Annotated in this window: 16 protein-coding genes; 8 read left to right on the plus strand and 8 right to left on the minus strand. The window is 61.7% G+C overall.

Translation table 11 applies throughout. The features are described 5' to 3' along the window. Positions 1-146 precede the first annotated feature (146 nt). Positions 147-1,241, plus strand: a complete 1,095-nt coding sequence (locus DWY51_RS05970) for a putative manganese transporter (RefSeq protein ID WP_117770191.1) — start codon at positions 147-149, stop codon at positions 1,239-1,241. 167 nt (positions 1,242-1,408) lie between these two features. Here the strand turns inward: DWY51_RS05970 and DWY51_RS05975 are convergent, their stop codons facing one another. Together DWY51_RS05975 and DWY51_RS05980 are read right to left on the minus strand one after the other, a co-directional pair. Next, on the minus strand, positions 1,409-1,891 hold the full coding sequence (locus tag DWY51_RS05975) for a DUF188 domain-containing protein (RefSeq protein ID WP_117770192.1): 483 nt from the start codon (positions 1,889-1,891) through the stop codon (positions 1,409-1,411). Then, entirely contained in the window at positions 1,892-2,494 is a 603-nt protein-coding gene (locus tag DWY51_RS05980) for an HdeD family acid-resistance protein (protein ID WP_117770193.1), read from the minus strand. Positions 2,495-2,756: 262 nt separating this feature from the next. On the opposite strand from DWY51_RS05980, the gene DWY51_RS05985 reads away from it, so the two are divergent. The 3 genes from DWY51_RS05985 (at position 2,757) to DWY51_RS05995 (ending at position 4,707) form a co-directional block, all read left to right on the plus strand. Beyond that, positions 2,757-3,428, plus strand: coding sequence for a nitroreductase family protein (locus DWY51_RS05985; protein ID WP_158556918.1), 672 nt, complete (start codon positions 2,757-2,759; stop codon positions 3,426-3,428). A gap of 83 nt (positions 3,429-3,511) precedes the next feature. After that, the gene (locus DWY51_RS05990; RefSeq protein WP_117770195.1) at positions 3,512-4,054 is read left to right on the plus strand and encodes a histidine phosphatase family protein; all 543 of its coding nucleotides are present in this window, start codon (positions 3,512-3,514) and stop codon (positions 4,052-4,054) included. A 17-nt stretch (positions 4,055-4,071) separates the two neighbouring features. Further along, a complete protein-coding gene (locus DWY51_RS05995; protein ID WP_117770196.1) occupies positions 4,072-4,707 on the plus strand; it encodes a histidine phosphatase family protein in 636 nt (211 codons plus the stop codon). 129 nt (positions 4,708-4,836) lie between these two features. Here the strand turns inward: DWY51_RS05995 and DWY51_RS06000 are convergent, their stop codons facing one another. The 5 genes from DWY51_RS06000 to DWY51_RS06020 all read right to left on the minus strand — a co-directional run bounded on the left by DWY51_RS06000 (position 4,837) and on the right by DWY51_RS06020 (position 11,145). After that, a complete protein-coding gene (locus DWY51_RS06000) occupies positions 4,837-5,520 on the minus strand; it encodes a DUF1015 family protein (RefSeq protein ID WP_117770197.1) in 684 nt (227 codons plus the stop codon). Positions 5,521-5,559: 39 nt separating this feature from the next. Further along, on the minus strand, positions 5,560-6,780 hold the full coding sequence (locus tag DWY51_RS06005) for a M20 family metallopeptidase (protein WP_117770198.1): 1,221 nt from the start codon (positions 6,778-6,780) through the stop codon (positions 5,560-5,562). A 177-nt stretch (positions 6,781-6,957) separates the two neighbouring features. Next, a complete protein-coding gene (locus tag DWY51_RS06010) occupies positions 6,958-8,121 on the minus strand; it encodes a phosphoglycerate dehydrogenase (RefSeq protein WP_006235446.1) in 1,164 nt (387 codons plus the stop codon). A gap of 71 nt (positions 8,122-8,192) precedes the next feature. Next, positions 8,193-9,317, minus strand: a complete 1,125-nt coding sequence (serC, locus tag DWY51_RS06015; RefSeq protein ID WP_117770199.1) for a 3-phosphoserine/phosphohydroxythreonine transaminase — start codon at positions 9,315-9,317, stop codon at positions 8,193-8,195. 226 nt (positions 9,318-9,543) lie between these two features. Next, positions 9,544-11,145: a potassium/proton antiporter gene (locus DWY51_RS06020; protein WP_117770200.1), complete on the minus strand. Its 1,602-nt coding sequence runs from the start codon at positions 11,143-11,145 to the stop codon at positions 9,544-9,546. 253 nt (positions 11,146-11,398) lie between these two features. On the opposite strand from DWY51_RS06020, the gene DWY51_RS06025 reads away from it, so the two are divergent. After that, entirely contained in the window at positions 11,399-12,238 is an 840-nt protein-coding gene (locus DWY51_RS06025; protein ID WP_117770201.1) for a metallophosphoesterase family protein, read from the plus strand. 316 nt (positions 12,239-12,554) lie between these two features. On the opposite strand, the gene DWY51_RS06030 is transcribed toward DWY51_RS06025, so the two are convergent. Then, a complete protein-coding gene (locus tag DWY51_RS06030; RefSeq protein WP_334199549.1) occupies positions 12,555-14,135 on the minus strand; it encodes a lipopolysaccharide biosynthesis protein in 1,581 nt (526 codons plus the stop codon). Positions 14,136-14,514: 379 nt separating this feature from the next. On the opposite strand from DWY51_RS06030, the gene pckA reads away from it, so the two are divergent. The 3 genes from pckA (at position 14,515) to DWY51_RS06045 (ending at position 17,755) form a co-directional block, all read left to right on the plus strand. Continuing rightward, positions 14,515-16,185 (plus strand): phosphoenolpyruvate carboxykinase (ATP), encoded by a 1,671-nt coding sequence (gene pckA / locus DWY51_RS06035; protein WP_117770202.1) that lies wholly within the window; start codon positions 14,515-14,517, stop codon positions 16,183-16,185. Positions 16,186-16,412: 227 nt separating this feature from the next. Continuing rightward, positions 16,413-17,132, plus strand: coding sequence for a B3/4 domain-containing protein (locus tag DWY51_RS06040; protein ID WP_117770203.1), 720 nt, complete (start codon positions 16,413-16,415; stop codon positions 17,130-17,132). 173 nt (positions 17,133-17,305) lie between these two features. Then, positions 17,306-17,755 carry a MarR family winged helix-turn-helix transcriptional regulator gene (locus DWY51_RS06045; protein WP_022093866.1) on the plus strand — a complete coding sequence of 150 codons (450 nt, stop codon included), beginning with the start codon at positions 17,306-17,308 and terminating at the stop codon, positions 17,753-17,755. The last annotated feature ends 67 nt before the right edge of the window (positions 17,756-17,822 follow it).

The raw sequence follows: 17,822 nt of genomic DNA on the forward strand, positions 1-17,822 counted from the left end.
CGCGCGGCTCGGGTTCATTGAGATGTGGCGAGATGATAGTTTACCATGGGCAACTATTGGCATCCCGCCTAGGACAACTACAATACCCTAGTTGACCGCTAGGACTTTTACAATGCTGCCGAAAGACACGAAAGGTTCCATCCGTCATGGATTTGCTGATTGATATTCTGCTCGACGCCGGCAAGGACACGCTCGCGCTGGTGCCGTTCTTATTGGTGACATATCTGGCCCTCGAGACGCTCGAGCATGTGGCAGGCGAGCACGTCAACGGCGCCATCAAGCGTGCCGGCGCCGCTGGCCCCGTCGTTGGCTCGTTGCTGGGCATGGTGCCGCAGTGCGGCTTTTCGGCCATGGCGGCAACGCTGTACGCCGGTCGTGTCGTGACGCTGGGAACCCTGGTGGCGGTGTTTCTTTCGACCTCCGACGAGATGCTGCCGCTGCTACTTGCCGAGCAGGTTCCCGTGCAGACTATGGCGATGCTTTTGGCTTCGAAAGCGCTGATCGCACTGGTCACGGGCTTTATCGTAGATGCCGCCATTCGCGGTTTGCGTCGCAACGCTCGTGCGCATGCGGCGATTCGTCGTACCGTGCTGGGGACCGCGGTCAATCCGGCGCACGTTAACTGCGCGCACGATGACCACAGCGGCGGTGACATCATCGACGAGGTGGCCGAGGCGGGCGTGAGCGCCGATCACATCCATGAGCTGTGCGAGCGCGACCATTGCGGTTGTGATGACGACGAGGACGAGGACGAGCACGGGCATGGGTACGGTCACGATCACGGTCATGAGGGCGAGCATGAACACCATCATGGCCATGGTCACTCTCACTCCCATGAAGGCGCGCCCGTCCTGTCGATTATCCGCAGCGCCATCTCGCATACCGTGCAGGTATCGGTATTCATTTTCCTGGTGACGCTGATTTTGGTCGCCGTGCTCGAGACCTTTGGCGAATCTGCGATCGAGCAGTTCCTGCGTGGCAACGAGACGCTCGCCGTCCTGGGTTCGGCGCTTGTCGGCCTGATCCCCAACTGCTCGGCGAGCGTGGTCATTACGCAACTGTATTTGGAAGGCGCGCTGCAGCTGGCGCCGATGCTCGCCGGCACGCTCATTTCCGCCGGCGTGGGCTACCTGGTGCTGTTCCGCACCAACCGCAGCGCTCGCGAAAACGCCGTGTTCCTGGTCATGATGTATGTCATCGGCGCGGGCTGGGGCCTCGTCCTATCTGCCTTTGGCCTCTAAGTAGTCCTAACAAAACGGGCTTCAAAATAGCCATGCACGGCGTCTGCACAATGCGGCGACGCATGGCATTTTGAAGCCCGTTTTTTGTTGAGCCACGGATCCTGAGCGCTCACACCGTCCAAAACAAAAAGGCAGAGTTTTAGGCATGTCCCAAAAATCTGCCTTGGTTAGCGCAGCAGCTCGGTGAGGTTGCGCTTAAAGCGGGCGCGGTCTTCGCTGGTGAAGGCTGCTGGCCCGCGGGTGCGACCGCCAGCGCGGCGCACCTTCTTTTCCTCGTGACGAATAAACAGCTGCGTGTCGATGGTCGCCTTGTCGTACACGCGCCCGCGCACGCCGATGGCGGAGGCATCGCGGCCGAGCACCATGCTCGCCAGGCCAATGTCCTGCGTCACGACCACGTCGCCCGCCTGCAGACGTTCGACAATGGCAAAGTCGGCACTATCGGCGCCCACGCTCACATCGAGCGTGGTGACCCAAAAGCCGCGTCGCGCGTGCTCGGCATCACGTGGATCGTCGCGGCGAATGTGCCGCTCCAGGTTCTGCGTGCTGTTGCCGGCAATCACCACGGCGACGCCCGCCCGCCGCGCGCAGTCGATCGACTCGCGCGTGACCGGGCAGGCGTCAGCATCAATAAACAGCGTTCGCGGCATCTAGCGCACCAGCTTGCCAAAGCGGATAGCGCGAATAATCAGCGTCACCCCAAACACCAGGAGCGCGGCGCCGCTAAAGATGACGAGCATCTTTGCCGACCACAGTGGATAGATAAACACGAACATGCCGGCGATGATGGAGAGCGCGCCGCTCAGGATGGCAAGGGCGCGGTTAGACGAAAGCTCGGACTCCAGAATGGACATGACACCTTCGACGATCCAGCCAAAACCGGCCACGACCACCACGAGCGTGGTGAGCGTCGCGGTCGAGAAGGCCTGGTTGCGCAGGATTATGACGCCGCCCAGGATGATGAGCAGGTTGGAGATGATGCTCGTGACGCGCCAGCCGGCGGGCAGCAGCGGCTCAAAAATGGCGGTGAACAGCCTGACGCCAGCCGTGATCACAAAGTAGAAGCCCAGGACGGTCGTCAGGAAGACGAGGGACTTGGCGGGCGCAAACAGCAGCGCGATGCCGGCAAGCAGCGCGATGACGCCCGTGACGGCGTAGATCCAGCGCACGGCCTTGATTGCCTTGCCTGCCATGCTTTTCTCGTCAAATCCAAACAGATTCGACTGCTGGTCGTCGTTCTTAAAGATGCCCATGAGGTCTCCTTTCCGCGCGGCGTTTGCCGTCATTGTTGTTTTTGCGGCGTATGTCGCAGTTGCTACAACAAGTATCGCCTAAAGGCACCGGCGTATGGGTCGGGGAGGGCGAAGTGTAACCCAAAGGTCCCGATTTGTTCTCGTTGTTCCCCATGTCGCGTTTTTCTATTCAACAGGTGTAGAACATTGCGGCTCTGTTCGTTATTGCCTGCGTTTTAGGTTAGATTTTCCTAAGAACAATTGCCTTGTATTGGGGGTCTCTATGAACGAAGCTGTTCCCGCGGCGCCGTCGAGCGTGGAGTTGATGGCAAAGCAAGGTTGCGAAAAGCTCGGTCTGGAATCGTTTGACGCGCTGGTCCGTCGTGCCCGCACATGCCGTCGATTTGACGAGTCCATGCGCGTACCGCGCGAGTTTTTGCTTGAGCTGGCAGAGCTGGCGCACCTGGCTCCCTGCGGCGCTAATGCTCAGCGTCTGCGTTTTCATGTGGTGAGCGACGCCGAGGACTGCGCTCGTGTGTTTGACGAGCTCGCATGGGCCGGCGCGCTCAAGGACTGGCCGGGCCCTGCCGAGGGCGAGCGCCCGACCGGCTACATCGCGATTCTTGCCGAGCGCGCCGTTCCCGGCAAGCCCGCCGCGCCTATCACCGAGGTCGACACGGGCATCGCGGCTCAGACGATGATGCTCGCCGCGCGCAGCGCAACGCCCGAGGTGGCGGCTTGCATGTTCAAGGCCTTTACGCCCCGCGCAATCGATGCCATGGGGCTCGATAACGACAGATACGAGCTCAAGCTGATCATGGCGTTTGGCGTTCCGGCCGAAACGCAGATCATCGATGCGATCGATTCCAACCCGGATGGTTCTATCAATTACTGGCGCGATGGGGCGCAGGTGCATCACGTGCCCAAGCGTCCGCTTGCCGACGTGCTGCTGTAGTTGTGCGTCGTTGCGGCGCAATCCGGCGGCAAAATCACCACAAAGACTCCTGTCCCCTTTGTGGTGGTACGAGGGGAGGGCATGTGGCCGATCTGTATTTGGTGCGGCATGGGCAGACTGAGCTCAATGTGCAGAGCATTTTGCAGGGCTGGCACGATTCGCCGCTTACGGCGCGCGGGCGTCAGCAGGCGCTGGCGACGCGCGCGGCGTTTGAGGCGTGCGGCGTGGCCTTTGACCATGTGTATTCCTCCCCGTTGGGCCGGGCGCGGCGTACGGCTGAGCTAATTGCTGGTGAGGGCCGCTCGATAGAGCTGGTCGATGACCTGCGCGAGTGGCATTTGGGCTCGCTGGAGGGTACATCAAATCGCGAGATGCCGCCGCAGCCCTGGGGCGATTATCCGGTGGCCTTTGGCGGCGAGTCGGAAGTGCAGCTTCAGTCGCGCATGGTCGCGGCGCTGTCCCGCATCATGGCCAGGCCGCAGCACGACTGCGTGCTGGCGGTTTCCCACGGCTCAGCCTGCCAGGAGTTTCTTGAGTATGTGACTGGCGAGGGAGAACTACCCGACAACGGTGCCGTGCTTCATTTTGGCTATTGCGACGGGGCGTTTTCGCTCTTGGGTTGGTAACGAACGAAAGGACCCCTATGAATAAAGATCTGTATCTGGTCCGTCATGGGCAGACAATATTCAACCTTAAGCGTATTATTCAGGGCTGGAGTGACTCGCCGCTTACGCAGTTGGGATGCGACCAGGCGGCGCGTGCCGGCATGTTTTTGCGTGCGCGCGGCATTGAGCCCGATCATGCCTACACCTCCACACTTCATCGCACCGAGCAGACTATCGCCAACCTGTGGCCGGGCTTGGCGTACGAGCGTCTGGACGGACTGCGCGAGTGGTTCTTTGGCGACTTTGAGGCCGAGCGCGTGATGCTTATGCCCGAGCGCCCGTGGCGCGATTTCTATCGTCAGTTTGGCGGCGAGGGCCAGATGCAGGTGCGCGAGCGCATGGTGGCGACGCTGACCGAGCTTATGCAGCGTCCGGACCATGCGTGCGTGCTCGCGGTAAGTCATGGCTCGGCTATCAAGGAGTTTATGGATCACGTGAAGGGCGCGGCGGCAGACGAGCGCGACCGTGTGCCGGGCAACTGCTCGGTGCTGCACTTTGCGTTTGACGACGAATCCGACACGTTTGAGCTGATTGAGATTTTTACGCAGGAGGATTACGCACGCGAGCTGGGCCTTGAACCGCTTGTGGCTACTGCAGGTCCGCAGCGCGGATAACGCGAGCGTGGCGGCTCGGGTCGCCGGCATAACTTCTCGACGCAAAAGGGGCGGAGATACATGTACCTGCTGCATCTCCGCCCCCTGTTTGTTGAGCTGCCGATTTTTGTGCTGCGTGGTCTGGTCTTGCTAGAACCGCGCGACTTGGTGCGTGAGCAGACCCGTCGGAACCTGCGGCGCGGCGCCGGCGATCTGCGCGGCGGGGAACAGTGCGGCTACAGCAAAGTTGAACGGCTCTTTGCCCGTGTAGGTGCCGGCAGCATGGGCATCGTCGGCCAGGAGCTGTGATGCCTCGACTAGTGCGGCAGCGTAGGCAGGGTCGTCGGCCAGTGCCGGCTCCGGCGCCTGGTCGAGCATGGCACGGATGGCGCCGACGGCGTCCTCGCGCTTGACCTCCCACACGCGGTGCGTAATGCCCGCGGGGTCGGTGACGGCGTAGAGCGAGGCGCCCTCTTTGGCAGCGCCCAGGATGATGTCCATGACGGGCGACGCCTCGTAGGCGAGCGACACGGGGCGCGGCTGAACTTTGAGTTCGGCGATCGCGTGCGCAGCGGCGGCCACGTCGGCGCTGGCATCGCCCTTGCCGCCCGCAAGTACACTCGTCGGGCAGATCGCCACGACACCCGTCACACGTCCCGGCTCGCCCGAGCATTCGTACACGTAATACGCCGCACCCGGGTCCTTGAGCATCAGACCATCGGCAATGGCTCCGCGCAGAGCATCGTTGCCGCTCAGGATGCTGCCCATTGCAGGCAGCGCCTCGAGCACGCGGTCCTGAGCCGGGCGGATGCAGGGAAACGGAAGTGCTTTCATGGGCGGTCCTAACGCACGAGTCGGTTTGTTCGCGGCTTATTATGCCCCAACTTGGCCGCTCGCGTCCCAGAGCACGTTATCGGCGAGCGCGATTAGCACCTGCTGACAACGAACGATATCGGCGTGGGGCACATATTCGTTGGGCTTGTGCGCGAGCGCGAGCGACCCGGGACCGTAGCTCATGCAATTGCGGTTACCTGTCTTGCCGGCAATGACGGCGGTGTCGGTGTAGCCGGTAAAGAAGCCGACGGTCGTGTCCACGTCCGTCACGTCATCGGCGGCACGCATGAGCGCTGCTAGAAGGGGAGAGTTCGGGTCGCGCTCGATGGCGGGGCGGTCGCCCGTCACGGTGTAGCTGCCATGGCAACCGGGAACGGCGGCTTCGGCGACGGCGATGGCCTGCTCTACCATGCGCGTCGCGGCGGCCGTATCGGTCGGCGGGGTCAGACGCATGTCGACCCAGACTTTGGCGCGGTCGGGCACGACATAGGGGCGATATCCGCCCTCGATTTGGCCAAACGTGATGGTCGAAGGCCCCAGCTCATCGTGCGCGGGCAGCGCCATAAACGCGCGACGGAGCGAACACACGACCTCGGCTATGGCGGCGACGGCATCCGCGCCCTTCCAGGGCTGGCTCGCATGCGCCGTCACGCCAGTCATTTCAATTTCGAACCACGTACGCCCCTTGTGCGCTACCTGGATCTGTCCGTCGGTGGGCTCGGTGTCCAGCACCCATTCACGCGAGCCGACCCAGCCGGCATCGATAGCTGCCTCTGAACCACGCATAAAGTCTTCCTCGTCGACCGAGCAGATGAGTGAAAAGCCGCGGTGGGGCAGCTCGCCTTCTGCCGCCACGCGCTCGAGCGTATGGACCAGTGCGGCAATGGCGCAGGCCAGGCCACCCTTCATATCGCAGGCACCACGGCCGTAGAGTTTATCGTTGCGCACGATCGCTCCGAGCGGCGGAATGTCCGCGTCCCAGCCATCGCCCAAGGTGACGGTATCCAAATGGCAGATGTAGACGAGCCGTGGCTCGTCGCTTTGGCCCGGCACGGTGACCATTAGATTGCGGCGTCCGGGGAGTACTTCGTGCTCTGCAATCTGCACGGCATCGAGTACCGGATAGCTCAGCTGCGCCAACCGTTCCTCAACCAACGCTTTGATATAGCGCTCAATCTCGTCCTCATACGCACCCGGGTCTGAACTGTCGATCCGCACGAGCCCTTGCGTAAGCCGCCAAGCAAAATCTGTATCAACCATAGGCACCTCACAGATAGTTAGGTCAACATACAGATTGTATGCCAAGAAGCGGCTCAGTGCATTTAATGGAGCGCTCACAAAAATGGGGGCGCCTCTCGTGCGAAAGGCGCCCCCGCGGGCATTCAATGTCAGCGACGGGCAGGCCACATGGGGAACTGCCCGTCAGGTCAGTCGGCGCTACTTGATCACGCGCACGCGATACATCGACGGAATCTGCTTGAGCGCCTCGATGGTGCTGCTGTCTAGGTGTTCGTCGGTGTCGAACATGGTGTAGGCGTTCTCGCCGGCGGACTCGTTGGTCATACGCTGCACGTTGGCGTTGTCCTTGGCCAGGATGGCCGTGATCTGGCCGATCATGTTGGGCACGTTGGCATGCAGGCAGGCAATGCGGCTTGCAGCGCGCGCCTTGCCCATGCTGCAGGCGGGGTAGTTGACGCTGTGTGCGATGTTGCCGTTCTCCAGGTAATCCTTGAGCTCGCTGATGGCCATGTCGGCGCAGTTGGCCTCGGCCTCGCCGGTGCCGGCGCCCGAGTGCGTGGTGATAAACGTATTGGGCATCTTGACCGTCTTGGGCGTGGCGAAGTCGCAGCTAAACCAGCTGAGCTTGCCCTCGCGCAGGGCGGCGTCGACGGCGTCCTCGTCAATGATGGTTTCGCGCGCGTAGTTGATGAGCACGGCGTCCGGTGCCAGCAGGTTAATCTGTTCGGTGCTGATCATGCCGATGGTGTCGGCCTTGCTGGGCACGTGCACGGTGAGGTAGTCGCAGCCGCGGCAGAGATCCTCGAGCGTGCCCACGCGCTGCACCTCGCGGCTCAGCACCCACGCGTGCTCGACGGAAATGAACGGGTCGTAGCCGTAAACGTCCATGCCCAGATCGACGCAGGCGTTGGCGACCTTGGAGCCCACGTTGCCCAGGCCGATGACACCGATGCGCTTGCCCTTGAGCTCGCGGCCCACAAAGGCCTTCTTGGCCTTTTCGGCATCGACCTGAATCTCGGGGTCGTCGGCGTTGTCACGCACCCAGTTCATTGATTGCACCACGCCGCGGCTCGAGAGCACCAGCATGCCTAGGACGAGCTCCTTAACGGCGTTGCTGTTGGCGCCGGGGGAGTTAAAGACGACGACGCCCTTCTTGGCGTACTCCTCGACGGGGATGTTGTTGACGCCGGCGCCGCAGCGGGCGATGGCGCGGATGCCCTCGGGCAGCTCGTAGCCGTGCAGGTCGGTCGAGCGCATCAGAATGGCGTCGGCCTCTTCGGCGGTGCTCACAAACTCGTAGCCCTCACCAAACTCGACCTTGCCGTCCTTGGTAATGTCATCGATGGTTTTAATCTTGCGCATGGAAAACTCCTTAGCAGGTTTTGATCTATACAGGGTGGTCTGAGATGGCTGATCGGCCCGCGCGTTGCGGGCTAGTTAGATCGCGGGCTCAAACTAAGCTGCGCTTCGAAGTCCTTCATGTACGAGGCCAGTGCCTGCACATCTTCCATGGTTACGGCGTTGTAGACGCTAGCGCGCATGCCGCCCACCAGGCGATGGCCCTTGACGTTTTGAATCTGGTGCTCTGCCGCGCCTGCGACAAAGGCCGCGTCGAGTTCGGCGTCGCCGGTGCGGAAGGTGACGTTGGCGATGGAGCGGCTGTCGGCCTGTGTGGTGCCATGGAACAGCACGCTGTGCTCGAGCAGGTCGTAGAGCAGGTTGGCCTTGGCCCAGTTGCGCTCGGCCATGGCGGCAAGTCCGCCGGTCTGCTCAACCCAACGGAACACCTTGCCGCACACGTAGATGCCAAAGGTGTTGGGCGTGTTGAGCATGGAACCCTTGGCGGCCTGGGTCTTAAGGTCCAGGTACTGCGGCGTCTGCGCAAAGGCGGGGCCATCTGCGATGAGGTCGTCGCGCACGATGGCCACGGTCACGCCCGCGGCGCCGGCGTTTTTCTGCGCTCCGGCGTAAATGAGCCCGTAGCGCTCAACGTCGAGCGGCTGCGACAGGAAGCAGCTCGAGACATCGGCGACCAGCGGCACATCGCCACAACTGGGCAGCTCGTGGTACATGGTGCCAAAGATGGTGTTGTTCTGGCAGATGTAGACGTAGTCGAGCCCGTCGCCTGCGGCCTCGGCGGCAATGCGCGCATTGATGTCGGCCATGTCGGGGATGCGGTCGAAGTTGGTGTCCTCGGAGCTCGCGAGCAACACGGCCTCACCGTACTTGGCGGCTTCTTTGTATGCCTTGTTGGCAAAGTTGCCGGTCACGATGTAGCCGGCGCGGCCGCGGTGCATGAGGTTCATGGGGATGCCCGCAAACTGCAGCGTGGCACCGCCCTGTAAAAACAGGACACGGTAGTTGTCCGGGATGCTCAGCAGACGGCGCAGGGTTGCCTCGGCGTCGTCGATAATCTGCTGGTACATGCTAGATCGATGGCTCATCTCGAGCACGGACATGCCGCAACCGCGGTAGTCCATCATCTCGTCGGCGATCTCGGCGAGCACGCTTGTAGGCAGCGCGGCCGGGCCAGCTGAGAAGTTGTGCACACGTGCCATCTTCTAGTCTCCCTCGTAGTCGTTTGAACGTTCGGGATACTTTAGCACAGTGGAGCGCTAGGCGCGACCGCATCACAGCAAAACCCGAGTGCGCCGCTATGATTTACAGGATGGTTACATGGGGGAGGGGTGCTTTACTCCTCAGTCAAATCCAAATCTGCGAGCGAAGGCATGAGGCTTTCTAGGCGTTTGATCTCTTCGTCGCAAATTAGCTACCTCCTGCCCGCTACGACGCGAGCGTGGCGATGACGGCTTCGTCGCCGGCGTATATTAGGGTGTTGCCGTCGGGGATGATCGTTTGGCCGTCGCGCTTGAGCATCACCACGATAAAGGGGTGCTTGCCCTGCGGCACATCGCGAAGACGCTGGCCGGCCAGGCGACCGTGGGGGGTTACGGTGACCTCGCGCAGCGTAACCTCGGCACGCTCTTCGAACGTTGGGGCGGCCATCACCAGCAGATCGCCTTCCTGGATCACGGTATCGCCGTTGGGCAGCACCGGGTGCGCCCCGTCGCGCAGCACCAGGACCACGAGCATGTCCGTCGCGCTGCCAATATCGGCGAGCGAGCGCTCGGCAAACGGATGGCCAGCACCCACCTTGAGCTTTACAAATGACATGCCGTCTTCGTCGCGATAGTCGTTAAAGGTGCGGCGCACGTCGCCGGTCGCATCGATCATATCGAGCTTCTTCGCCACCGCTGGCAGCAGCGAGCCCTGCACCACAATGCTCGACACGGCAATCACAAACACCAGGTCAAATAGGTCGTGTCCGCCGGGAACGCCGGCCACCACGGCAAAGAGGCTAAACACGACCGAAGCTGCTCCGCGCAGGCCCGCCCAGCTTACGAGCGCGACCTGGCGGGGGTTCGTCTTAAAGGGCGCCAGGAGCACGCCGACGGCGATGGGACGGCTCACGTAGAGCATAAACGCCATGAGCGCCAGGCCCGGCAGCAGCATCTGCGGCAGGCGTGCGGGCGTGACGAGCAGGCCGAGCAAGAAGAAGATCGTCATCTCGGCCATCTCGGTGAGGGTGTCAAAGAAGTGCGCCATCTCGACCTTGCCGGTGATGTCGCTCGCACCCAGCACAATGCCGGCCAGGTATACGGCCAAAAAGCCGTTGCCGCCCAGATAGCTTGGTAGCGCGTAGGCGACGATCGCCACGGCGAACAAGAAGATGGTCTGCGCGCCCTCGGCCGTTGCGTGTGCGCGTTCAATCAGACGGCCCGCCGCCCAGCCGATGGCAAGGCCCAGGCCCGCGCCCAGGATAATCTGCTTGGCCAGCAGTGCGGGAATGTTGATGTCGCCGCCGGCCGCGAGTGTGGCGAGCACGGCGGTGAGCATGTAGGCGACGGGGTCGTTGGAGCCCGATTCGACCTCGAGCAGCGAGTCGGTGCCGCCCTTCAGCGACAGGCTGTGCTCGCGCAGAACGCTAAAGACGCTGGCCGCGTCGGTGGATGCCACGACTGATCCCAGCAGCAGGCCGCCGATCCAGTCGAAGCCCAGCACGAAGTGGGCGAACACGCCGGTGATGCCTGCGGTGATGACGACGCCGAGCGTGCTCAGCAGCACCGCGGGCACGGCGACGGGCTTGGCGCGGTCGATGTTGGTGTTAAAGCCGCCGTAGAACATGATGAACAGCAGCGCCGTGCTGCAGACGGTTTCGGTGAGCGCGTAGTCGCTAAAGTCGATATGCGCCGGGCCGTTGACGCCCAACAGCATGCCGAGCGCGATAAAGATGAGCAGGGTGGGGAAGGGGAGTTTTTTGCCGACGGGTTTGATGGTCAGGCACAAAATGATGACGAGGCCGATAAAGAGAAGGATCTGGTTCATAGATGGTGTCCGCTCCTGGGTGGTTGGCGTGGCACGGTCAGTTGTCTGCGGTTATTTGTACCCAAAGATGGTGGGTTTATGGGGTTGGATTGCGGGCGTGCGCGATATCGTCATAGACGGCTGCCGTCTTTGCCTCTGCTCGGAAACCCTTTCCAGCTTTATTGCAACGGAGTACAATGGGTAACGTTTAAGTTCAACTTGAAGTTTTAGTTGCGGCACCGGGCTTCGGCCGCAATGCAAGGAGAGGCGTACCATGGCGATCTATGTGACATCTGACGCTCACGGGCACGTGCGTGCGCTTGACGAGGCCCTGTCTAAGATCTCGTTGACGTCCGACGACACACTGTACGTGCTGGGCGACATGATCGATCGCGGGCCCGATCCGGTCGGTGTTATTAAGCTCGTGCGCTCGCTGCCCAACGCCCGCGTGCTCAAGGGCAATCACGAGCAGATCATGCTCGATGCCATCATTGGCCAGGATCCGCTCGATGCCGAGACCTGGGATATCAACGGTGGCTGGACGACGCGCGAGCAGCTCAACGACATGGAATTTGATGCATACGAGGAGCTCGTGCGATGGATGGCCGCGCTGCCGCTCTACGCGGTGGTCGAGACTGCCGAGCGGCCGTACCTGCTGGTGCACGCCGGCATTCAGACCGAGGCGGCGCGTGCGTTTTTGCTTGAGCATGGTGTCGATTGTGCCGATGGCGTCGGAGCGGTGGGTGCTGATCGCGAGCTGCTGCAGCAGATGCTCGCAGTGCAGTCGTCCGATGACCTGCTGTGGATTCGTCACGGCTATTGGGATGTGCCGACCGGGCTGCTTTCTGCCGAGGGCAAGGGTCCGGTCGTGGTGAGCGGTCACACGCCAACGGTGTCGCTCGGGCGTTATTGCGAGGTCGGTGGTCTTGCGGGGCTCGATGAGGAGTCGGGCCGCGGGCAGATCGTGCGCCTGGGCGGCGAGGATGCCGCCGGTGTGCCCGATCGCATCGACATCGACTGCGCTGCCGCCACCGGCTCCGAGTTCGGTCGCGTGGGCATCCTGCGCCTGGACGACGGGGCGGAGTTCTACGCGAACATCAACCCGGGCGAATAATCGGTGCAAGGGGTAGCTAATTTGGGACGGGGCTTTTTTGACTACTTTTGCCCTTCTGCCCGCTAATTGATTTCTCTGGGACGGGGATTAAATAATCATTTGGCTGCCCGCTGGCTAAGTGAGTAGACTTTTTTGGAAATGCCGAGCACCCAACATATTTGCCTCAATAAAACCGCAGGTCACAGACTTGTGCTCTGTTGGTGTGGTCGGAGATTCGGTAAAAGTCTACTCACTTAGTTTTGCGTGATGAATATTGTCCGCAACGAGACCCCAGACGGGGTGATTCCATCGCAAATTCCGGTGACCGGGCAGCTAATTAGGCGCCGTATGGGTTGCGGTCGCGTTCTATGCGCTGGCGGATGTGGGCGTACTCGATTATCAGTAGCACCAGGAGTAGGGCCATGATGGCTAGGTAGCTCACCACAGCGCCCATCAGACCCAGCAGCTTAATCAAGATCACCGGCAGCACCACGCTTACGGCGAAGCAGATCAGGTAGATCTTGGTGACGTCTCCAGCGTGGCGTAGCACCGTGATGATGGCGTAGATAAAGTCGATGGCCGCGGTGACGCCGCCGGCGACGACCATCAGCAACGCCAGCGTACGGTAGCGCTCAAAGCTGAGGCCGTACATAAAGCTCATGAGGGGAATACCGGGACCTGCCATAAATGCGGCGCACACGCCGGTGATGGCCACGATCAGCGCCATAACGGCAACAATAATCAGGTCAAAGCGACGACGCTTGCGAGGATTAGCCCAAATGCTCGACAAGCGCAGGAGCTGCGGTTTATAGATAAATCCAATGCTCAACAGAATAGCCTGCGCCGGAAAGAACAGGGCATTAAAGTACAGCTGATATTTGTATGCCAGCTTGCCTTCCATCACAAACTTGGGCATGCTCTCAATTAGGTTGAACAGGAATAGCGCGCCAAAGAGTGGGGCGCACTGGACAAACAGGTGGCCGACCTCGCGCAGGCTTACGCGGCGCGATTTTTCGGTCTCGAGCAGGGCGAGCGGCGCGGTGACCAGCACGAGCGAGGCGATCGCGGCGATGCCCATGGCCATGGCCGCGATGGGCATGCTACGCGTGAGGAACAGCGCCACGCTGAAGACCGCGATGACGCCGACGGAGCGTAGCGTTTGACTCATGCCAGCCAAGTAGAGCTTGTCGGCCTGCTGCAGGCGGCCTTCGTACACGTCGGCGACGCCGTCGATCACCTTGTAGAGGTAGACGCCCAGGCCGATCGTCGCCATATGCGCGTCATAGCCGCGGGCGCTGCTGTACATGAGGCCGCAGCCTAGGGCGAGCGCTCCGCAAAGCCAGCGGTTGAGCTGGTAGGAGGCAAAGGACGTCTTTTCGTCGATGTCTGAGACCTGGAAATTGCGCACGCCGTAGTTGCACGCGATCATGATGAGCGTGCCGGTGACGAAGGCGATGGAGAATTTGCCTGCTTCTTCGGCGCCCACGAGCTGTGTGGACACGATGGTGAGCAGAGGAAACGCCATGCCCCACACGGCGGTGCCCAGGGTATTCCAGAGATAGTCGCGGCGGGTGGCGTGCTCCTCGTATTCCGCTTCCTGCATGGAGAAGCCGCCGCCGTAGATGGCGCCGAGCAGGCGGTTCCACCAAGCGTTGACCATGCGGCGGACGGGGCCGGGCTCCTGATCGCGTTCGCGCCGGCGACGTGTGGCTTGGCTGCTATCGGGTCCGCCGGCGTTGCGCTGACTCAGCTCCTGGATGCGTGCGAGCTCTTCGGCCGTGTGGGAGGCAGGGAAGAGGCCGTTCTCGATGCGGCCGCCCTGGGCCTTCGCGGCGCCGTCTTTCAATGCAGCGGGGTTGGAGATGCCGTTGCGGCGGGCGATGGCGCGGCGAATGCTATCGAGGGGCGTGATGCTCAAAGCGGGGTCCTTTCTATTGCTGCGCTCTAGTATAGTCGCGGTGGTATCCATTCGTGTTTTTGAACAGGTTGTTCAATAATTTCGGCGGCGCCATTCAGTAGTCGGCACTTAGGGACGTTCCTTATGTGCCGGCACTTTGGGAACGTCCCTAAGTGCCGGCATCCGGGGACGCTCCTTGAATGTTGCCTGTTCAAGAGTGTCCCCAATGACTAGTCGTTTAAGAACGTTCCCAATGACTGGGCCGCTTGCCTGCGATTTTTGACCGTTGGGCGGGCTTGCCGCCCTTGCCGCAAAAACGTTTTTGCATATCGGGTACAACGGGCTTTACGTGAGTAAAGTGCGCGCCGCGTCCACGTGCCGCGTTTTTAAAGGAGGCCCCATGCCTGGTGTTACCCCTGCAGAAGTTCTGTCCAATTTTGGCATTACGCTGGTCGAAGACCCCGCTGAGAACCAGCCCCGCCTGCTGGTTGACCTGCCGGCAGCCGAGCTCGTCGAGCATGCCATCCGCCGCAACGAAGGCCGCATGGCATCCAACGGCGCGCTGGTGATCGAGACGGGGGAGCGTACCGGACGTTCGCCCAACGACCGCTTTATCGTTGACACCCCCGATGTCCACGACAAGATTGCCTGGGGCGCCGTCAACCGCCCGCTGTCCGTCGAAAGCTACGAGGTCATCAAAGCCGGCATCGTCGACTATCTCAACGAGCGCGATGTGTTCGTCACCCGCGGCATGGCCGGCGCCGACCGCAACCATACGCGCCGCCTGCTCGTCGCCTGCGAGCGTGCCAGCCAGGCGCTCTTCATTAAGCAGATGCTCGCCCGCCCGCTCGCCCGCGAAATCGCGCGCACCGGCGAGCCGGACTTCTGCGTGCTCGCCGCGCCGGGCTACCAATGCGACCCTGCCATCAAGGGCCTCAACTCCAGCGCCGCCGTGGTCATCAACTTCCAGGAGCGCGTGATTTTGGTCGCGGGTACCGGCTACTCCGGCGAGATCAAAAAGTCCATCTTCAGCGTTATGAATTACCTGCTGCCCGTCGAGGACGACGTGCTGCCCATGCACTGCTCGGCCAGCATGGATCCCGTCACGCACGAGACCGCCGTGTTCTTTGGCCTGTCCGGCACCGGCAAGACCACGCTTTCGGCCAATCCCACGCGCCTGCTGATCGGCGACGACGAGCACGGTTGGTCCGACATGGGTATCTTCAACATTGAGGGTGGCTGCTACGCAAAATGCGAGGGCCTGGACGCCTTCCACGAGCCCGAGATCTTCAACGCCGTCCGTTTTGGCGCCATTTGCGAAAACGTGGTGCTCGACGAGAACCGCAAGCCCAACTACGACGACATCTCGATCACGCACAACACGCGCGTGGCCTATCCCGTGGAGCACATTCCTAACGCGTGGACTAAGGGCATGGGCACCACTCCGAGTGTCGTGCTGTTCCTGACTTGCGACGCTTTTGGCGTGCTGCCGCCCATCTCACGCCTGACGGCCGATGCCGCTATGTACCACTTTGTGACGGGCTTTACGGCTAAGATTCCCGGCACCGAGGTCGGCGTCACCGAGCCCACGCCCACGTTCTCTTCGCTGTTCGGCGAGCCGTTTATGCCGCTCGACCCCATGGTTTACGCCAAGATGCTTGGCGAGCGCATTGCCGACGGCCGCACGCGTGTGTACCTGGTCAACACCGGCTGGATCGGCGGCGGCTACGGCGTGGGTCATCGCATCGAGCTTGCCTACACGCGCGCCCTGGTGGCCCGCGCCCTCGACGGCACCATCGAGGACAGCGAGTTCGTGCACGACGACATCTTTAATGTCGACATTCCCACTACGTGCCACGGTGTGCCCGACGGCATCCTGGTGCCGCGCCAGTACTGGCAGAGCACCGCGCGCTTCGACGAGGCCGCGCACAACCTGGCGGTGATGTTCGAGGAGAACTTCGAGAAGAAGTACTCGCACCTGCCCGAGTCCGTCAAAGCCGCAGGCCCGCACGTTCAAGTACACGCCGACGCCCGTCATCGCGGCCGCGGGCTGCTGGGACTTCGCCACTAGCTTCGCCGTGAGTCCATATCCACCACAAAGGGGACAGGCACCTTTGTGGTGGTTTTGCTCGCGTGGATGACTCGGGTTACAATGCGCCTGACATATCGTCCCCTTCTCCGGATGGGGACAGCGCAAGCGTTCTTGTGACGGCACCGTAGGACTTTGAAGGTGGCCGTTGTAAGGGCGCTTTTTGTTTAGGCGCCCTCACTCGGGCGCGCACGATGAAGGGAGCACGTATGAAAGGCTTTATTGCCGAGGATTCATTCTGGGAGCTGTTTCCGCAGGCAGCGGTCGGTGTTGTGGTCGTGGAGGGCATGAAGCCCACGGCTCAGATTCCTCAAGAGGACGTGGATGCGATTGCGGCGTTGCTCGACCGCGCCAATATCGATGTGGAGCGTCATCTGACCAGCGACACTATCAGCGAGAACGCACCGGTCAAGGCATGGCGCGAGGCCTATCGTCTGTTCAAGACCAAGAAAGGCGCCCGCTGCTCGATCGAGAACTTGCTCAAGCGCGTGCTCAAGGGCAAGCCGGTCGGTCATATCACGCCGGCGGTGGATATTTACAACACGGTGTCGCTGACCTACGCGCTGCCCGTGGGAGGCGAGGATCTGCATGCGATCGAGGGAGACCTTCGCCTGAAGGTGACCGACGGTGGCGACGCGTTCTTGCCGCTTGGCGAGGAGGCGGACGATCCGACGCTGCCCTGCGAGCTGGCCTATATCGATGATGCGGGCGCCGTGTGCCGCTGCTGGAACTGGCGCGACGGCGTTCGAACGGCTCTGTCCGATGATTCGGCCGATGCGTTCCTGGCGATTGAGTGCGTGGAGCCCGAGCGAATGAAGGACTGCCAGGCCGCGATCGATCGCCTCGCTGAGTTGCTCGAGCGTTATCTGGGAGCGACGGTTGTCGTTAAGACGCTTGTGACTCGCGACAATCCCTGCGTGGAGCTGTAGCGAAGTCTGCGGATCAAACTCGACGGTCAAAACCACCACAATGGTGCCTGTCCCCTTTGTGGTGGTTTTTATGTTGATGGGTTAACAAATAGGGTGCGCAGGGCTGGCGGCCGATAAGTACGGTTAAGATGTTTACCCGTTAGCATTATGCAAGCGAAAGGCGGTCGTCTCCCATGCAGCAGAACGACGAGACACGTTTCGAGGACTTTGTCGGACTGATCAGCGGGCTCTACAAGGAGATCCAGCGCATTAAGACATCCGAGGGCGCAAGGCTGGGCCTCAAGGGCTCCGACGTTATGTGCCTGTACTATCTTGAGCGCAGCAAGGACGGCCTGACTGGTGCTGACCTGGCTCGCATGGCAGGCGTGACCCGTGCCGCCGTTTCGCGCACGCTCGCGCATCTGGAGGAGGGCGGTTACGTTGAGGTCGATGATTCGGGCGATGCCGCCGTTAAGTATCGTGCTCCGGTGCGCCTGACCGCTCTAGGCGGCGAGAGCATGAGCGAGGCGGACCGCATCATTCGCGAGGTGCTCGATACCACCGGTAAGGCTATGGGTGTGGAGCAGCGCGAGCAGATGTATGCGTCGCTGCGCACGATTCTCAACACCTTGCGCGAGATCTAGAGCCGCGCTGGAGCTAGCTTTCAGCCAAGAACTGCATCGTCCCGTTTGAGCGCGTACGCCGTGCCGG

The organism is Collinsella sp. AF25-2LB (assembly GCF_003458415.1).
Lineage (GTDB): Bacteria > Actinomycetota > Coriobacteriia > Coriobacteriales > Coriobacteriaceae > Collinsella.

What these genes read in the sequence shown, in the direction of transcription:
- DWY51_RS06000 (WP_117770197.1), bottom strand. Translation starts at nt 5,520, where the DNA reads ATGAAAGCACTTCCGTTTCCCTGCATCCGCCCGGCTCAGGACCGCGTG.
- pckA (WP_117770202.1), top strand. Translation starts at nt 14,515, where the DNA reads ATGCCTGGTGTTACCCCTGCAGAAGTTCTGTCCAATTTTGGCATTACG.
- DWY51_RS05995 (WP_117770196.1), top strand. Translation starts at nt 4,072, where the DNA reads ATGAATAAAGATCTGTATCTGGTCCGTCATGGGCAGACAATATTCAAC.
- DWY51_RS06040 (WP_117770203.1), top strand. Translation starts at nt 16,413, where the DNA reads ATGAAAGGCTTTATTGCCGAGGATTCATTCTGGGAGCTGTTTCCGCAG.
- DWY51_RS06020 (WP_117770200.1), bottom strand. Translation starts at nt 11,145, where the DNA reads ATGAACCAGATCCTTCTCTTTATCGGCCTCGTCATCATTTTGTGCCTG.
- DWY51_RS05985 (WP_158556918.1), top strand. Translation starts at nt 2,757, where the DNA reads ATGAACGAAGCTGTTCCCGCGGCGCCGTCGAGCGTGGAGTTGATGGCA.
- DWY51_RS05980 (WP_117770193.1), bottom strand. Translation starts at nt 2,494, where the DNA reads ATGGGCATCTTTAAGAACGACGACCAGCAGTCGAATCTGTTTGGATTT.
- serC (WP_117770199.1), bottom strand. Translation starts at nt 9,317, where the DNA reads ATGGCACGTGTGCACAACTTCTCAGCTGGCCCGGCCGCGCTGCCTACA.
- DWY51_RS06005 (WP_117770198.1), bottom strand. Translation starts at nt 6,780, where the DNA reads ATGGTTGATACAGATTTTGCTTGGCGGCTTACGCAAGGGCTCGTGCGG.
- DWY51_RS06010 (WP_006235446.1), bottom strand. Translation starts at nt 8,121, where the DNA reads ATGCGCAAGATTAAAACCATCGATGACATTACCAAGGACGGCAAGGTC.
- DWY51_RS06025 (WP_117770201.1), top strand. Translation starts at nt 11,399, where the DNA reads ATGGCGATCTATGTGACATCTGACGCTCACGGGCACGTGCGTGCGCTT.
- DWY51_RS05975 (WP_117770192.1), bottom strand. Translation starts at nt 1,891, where the DNA reads ATGCCGCGAACGCTGTTTATTGATGCTGACGCCTGCCCGGTCACGCGC.
- DWY51_RS05970 (WP_117770191.1), top strand. Translation starts at nt 147, where the DNA reads ATGGATTTGCTGATTGATATTCTGCTCGACGCCGGCAAGGACACGCTC.
- DWY51_RS06045 (WP_022093866.1), top strand. Translation starts at nt 17,306, where the DNA reads ATGCAGCAGAACGACGAGACACGTTTCGAGGACTTTGTCGGACTGATC.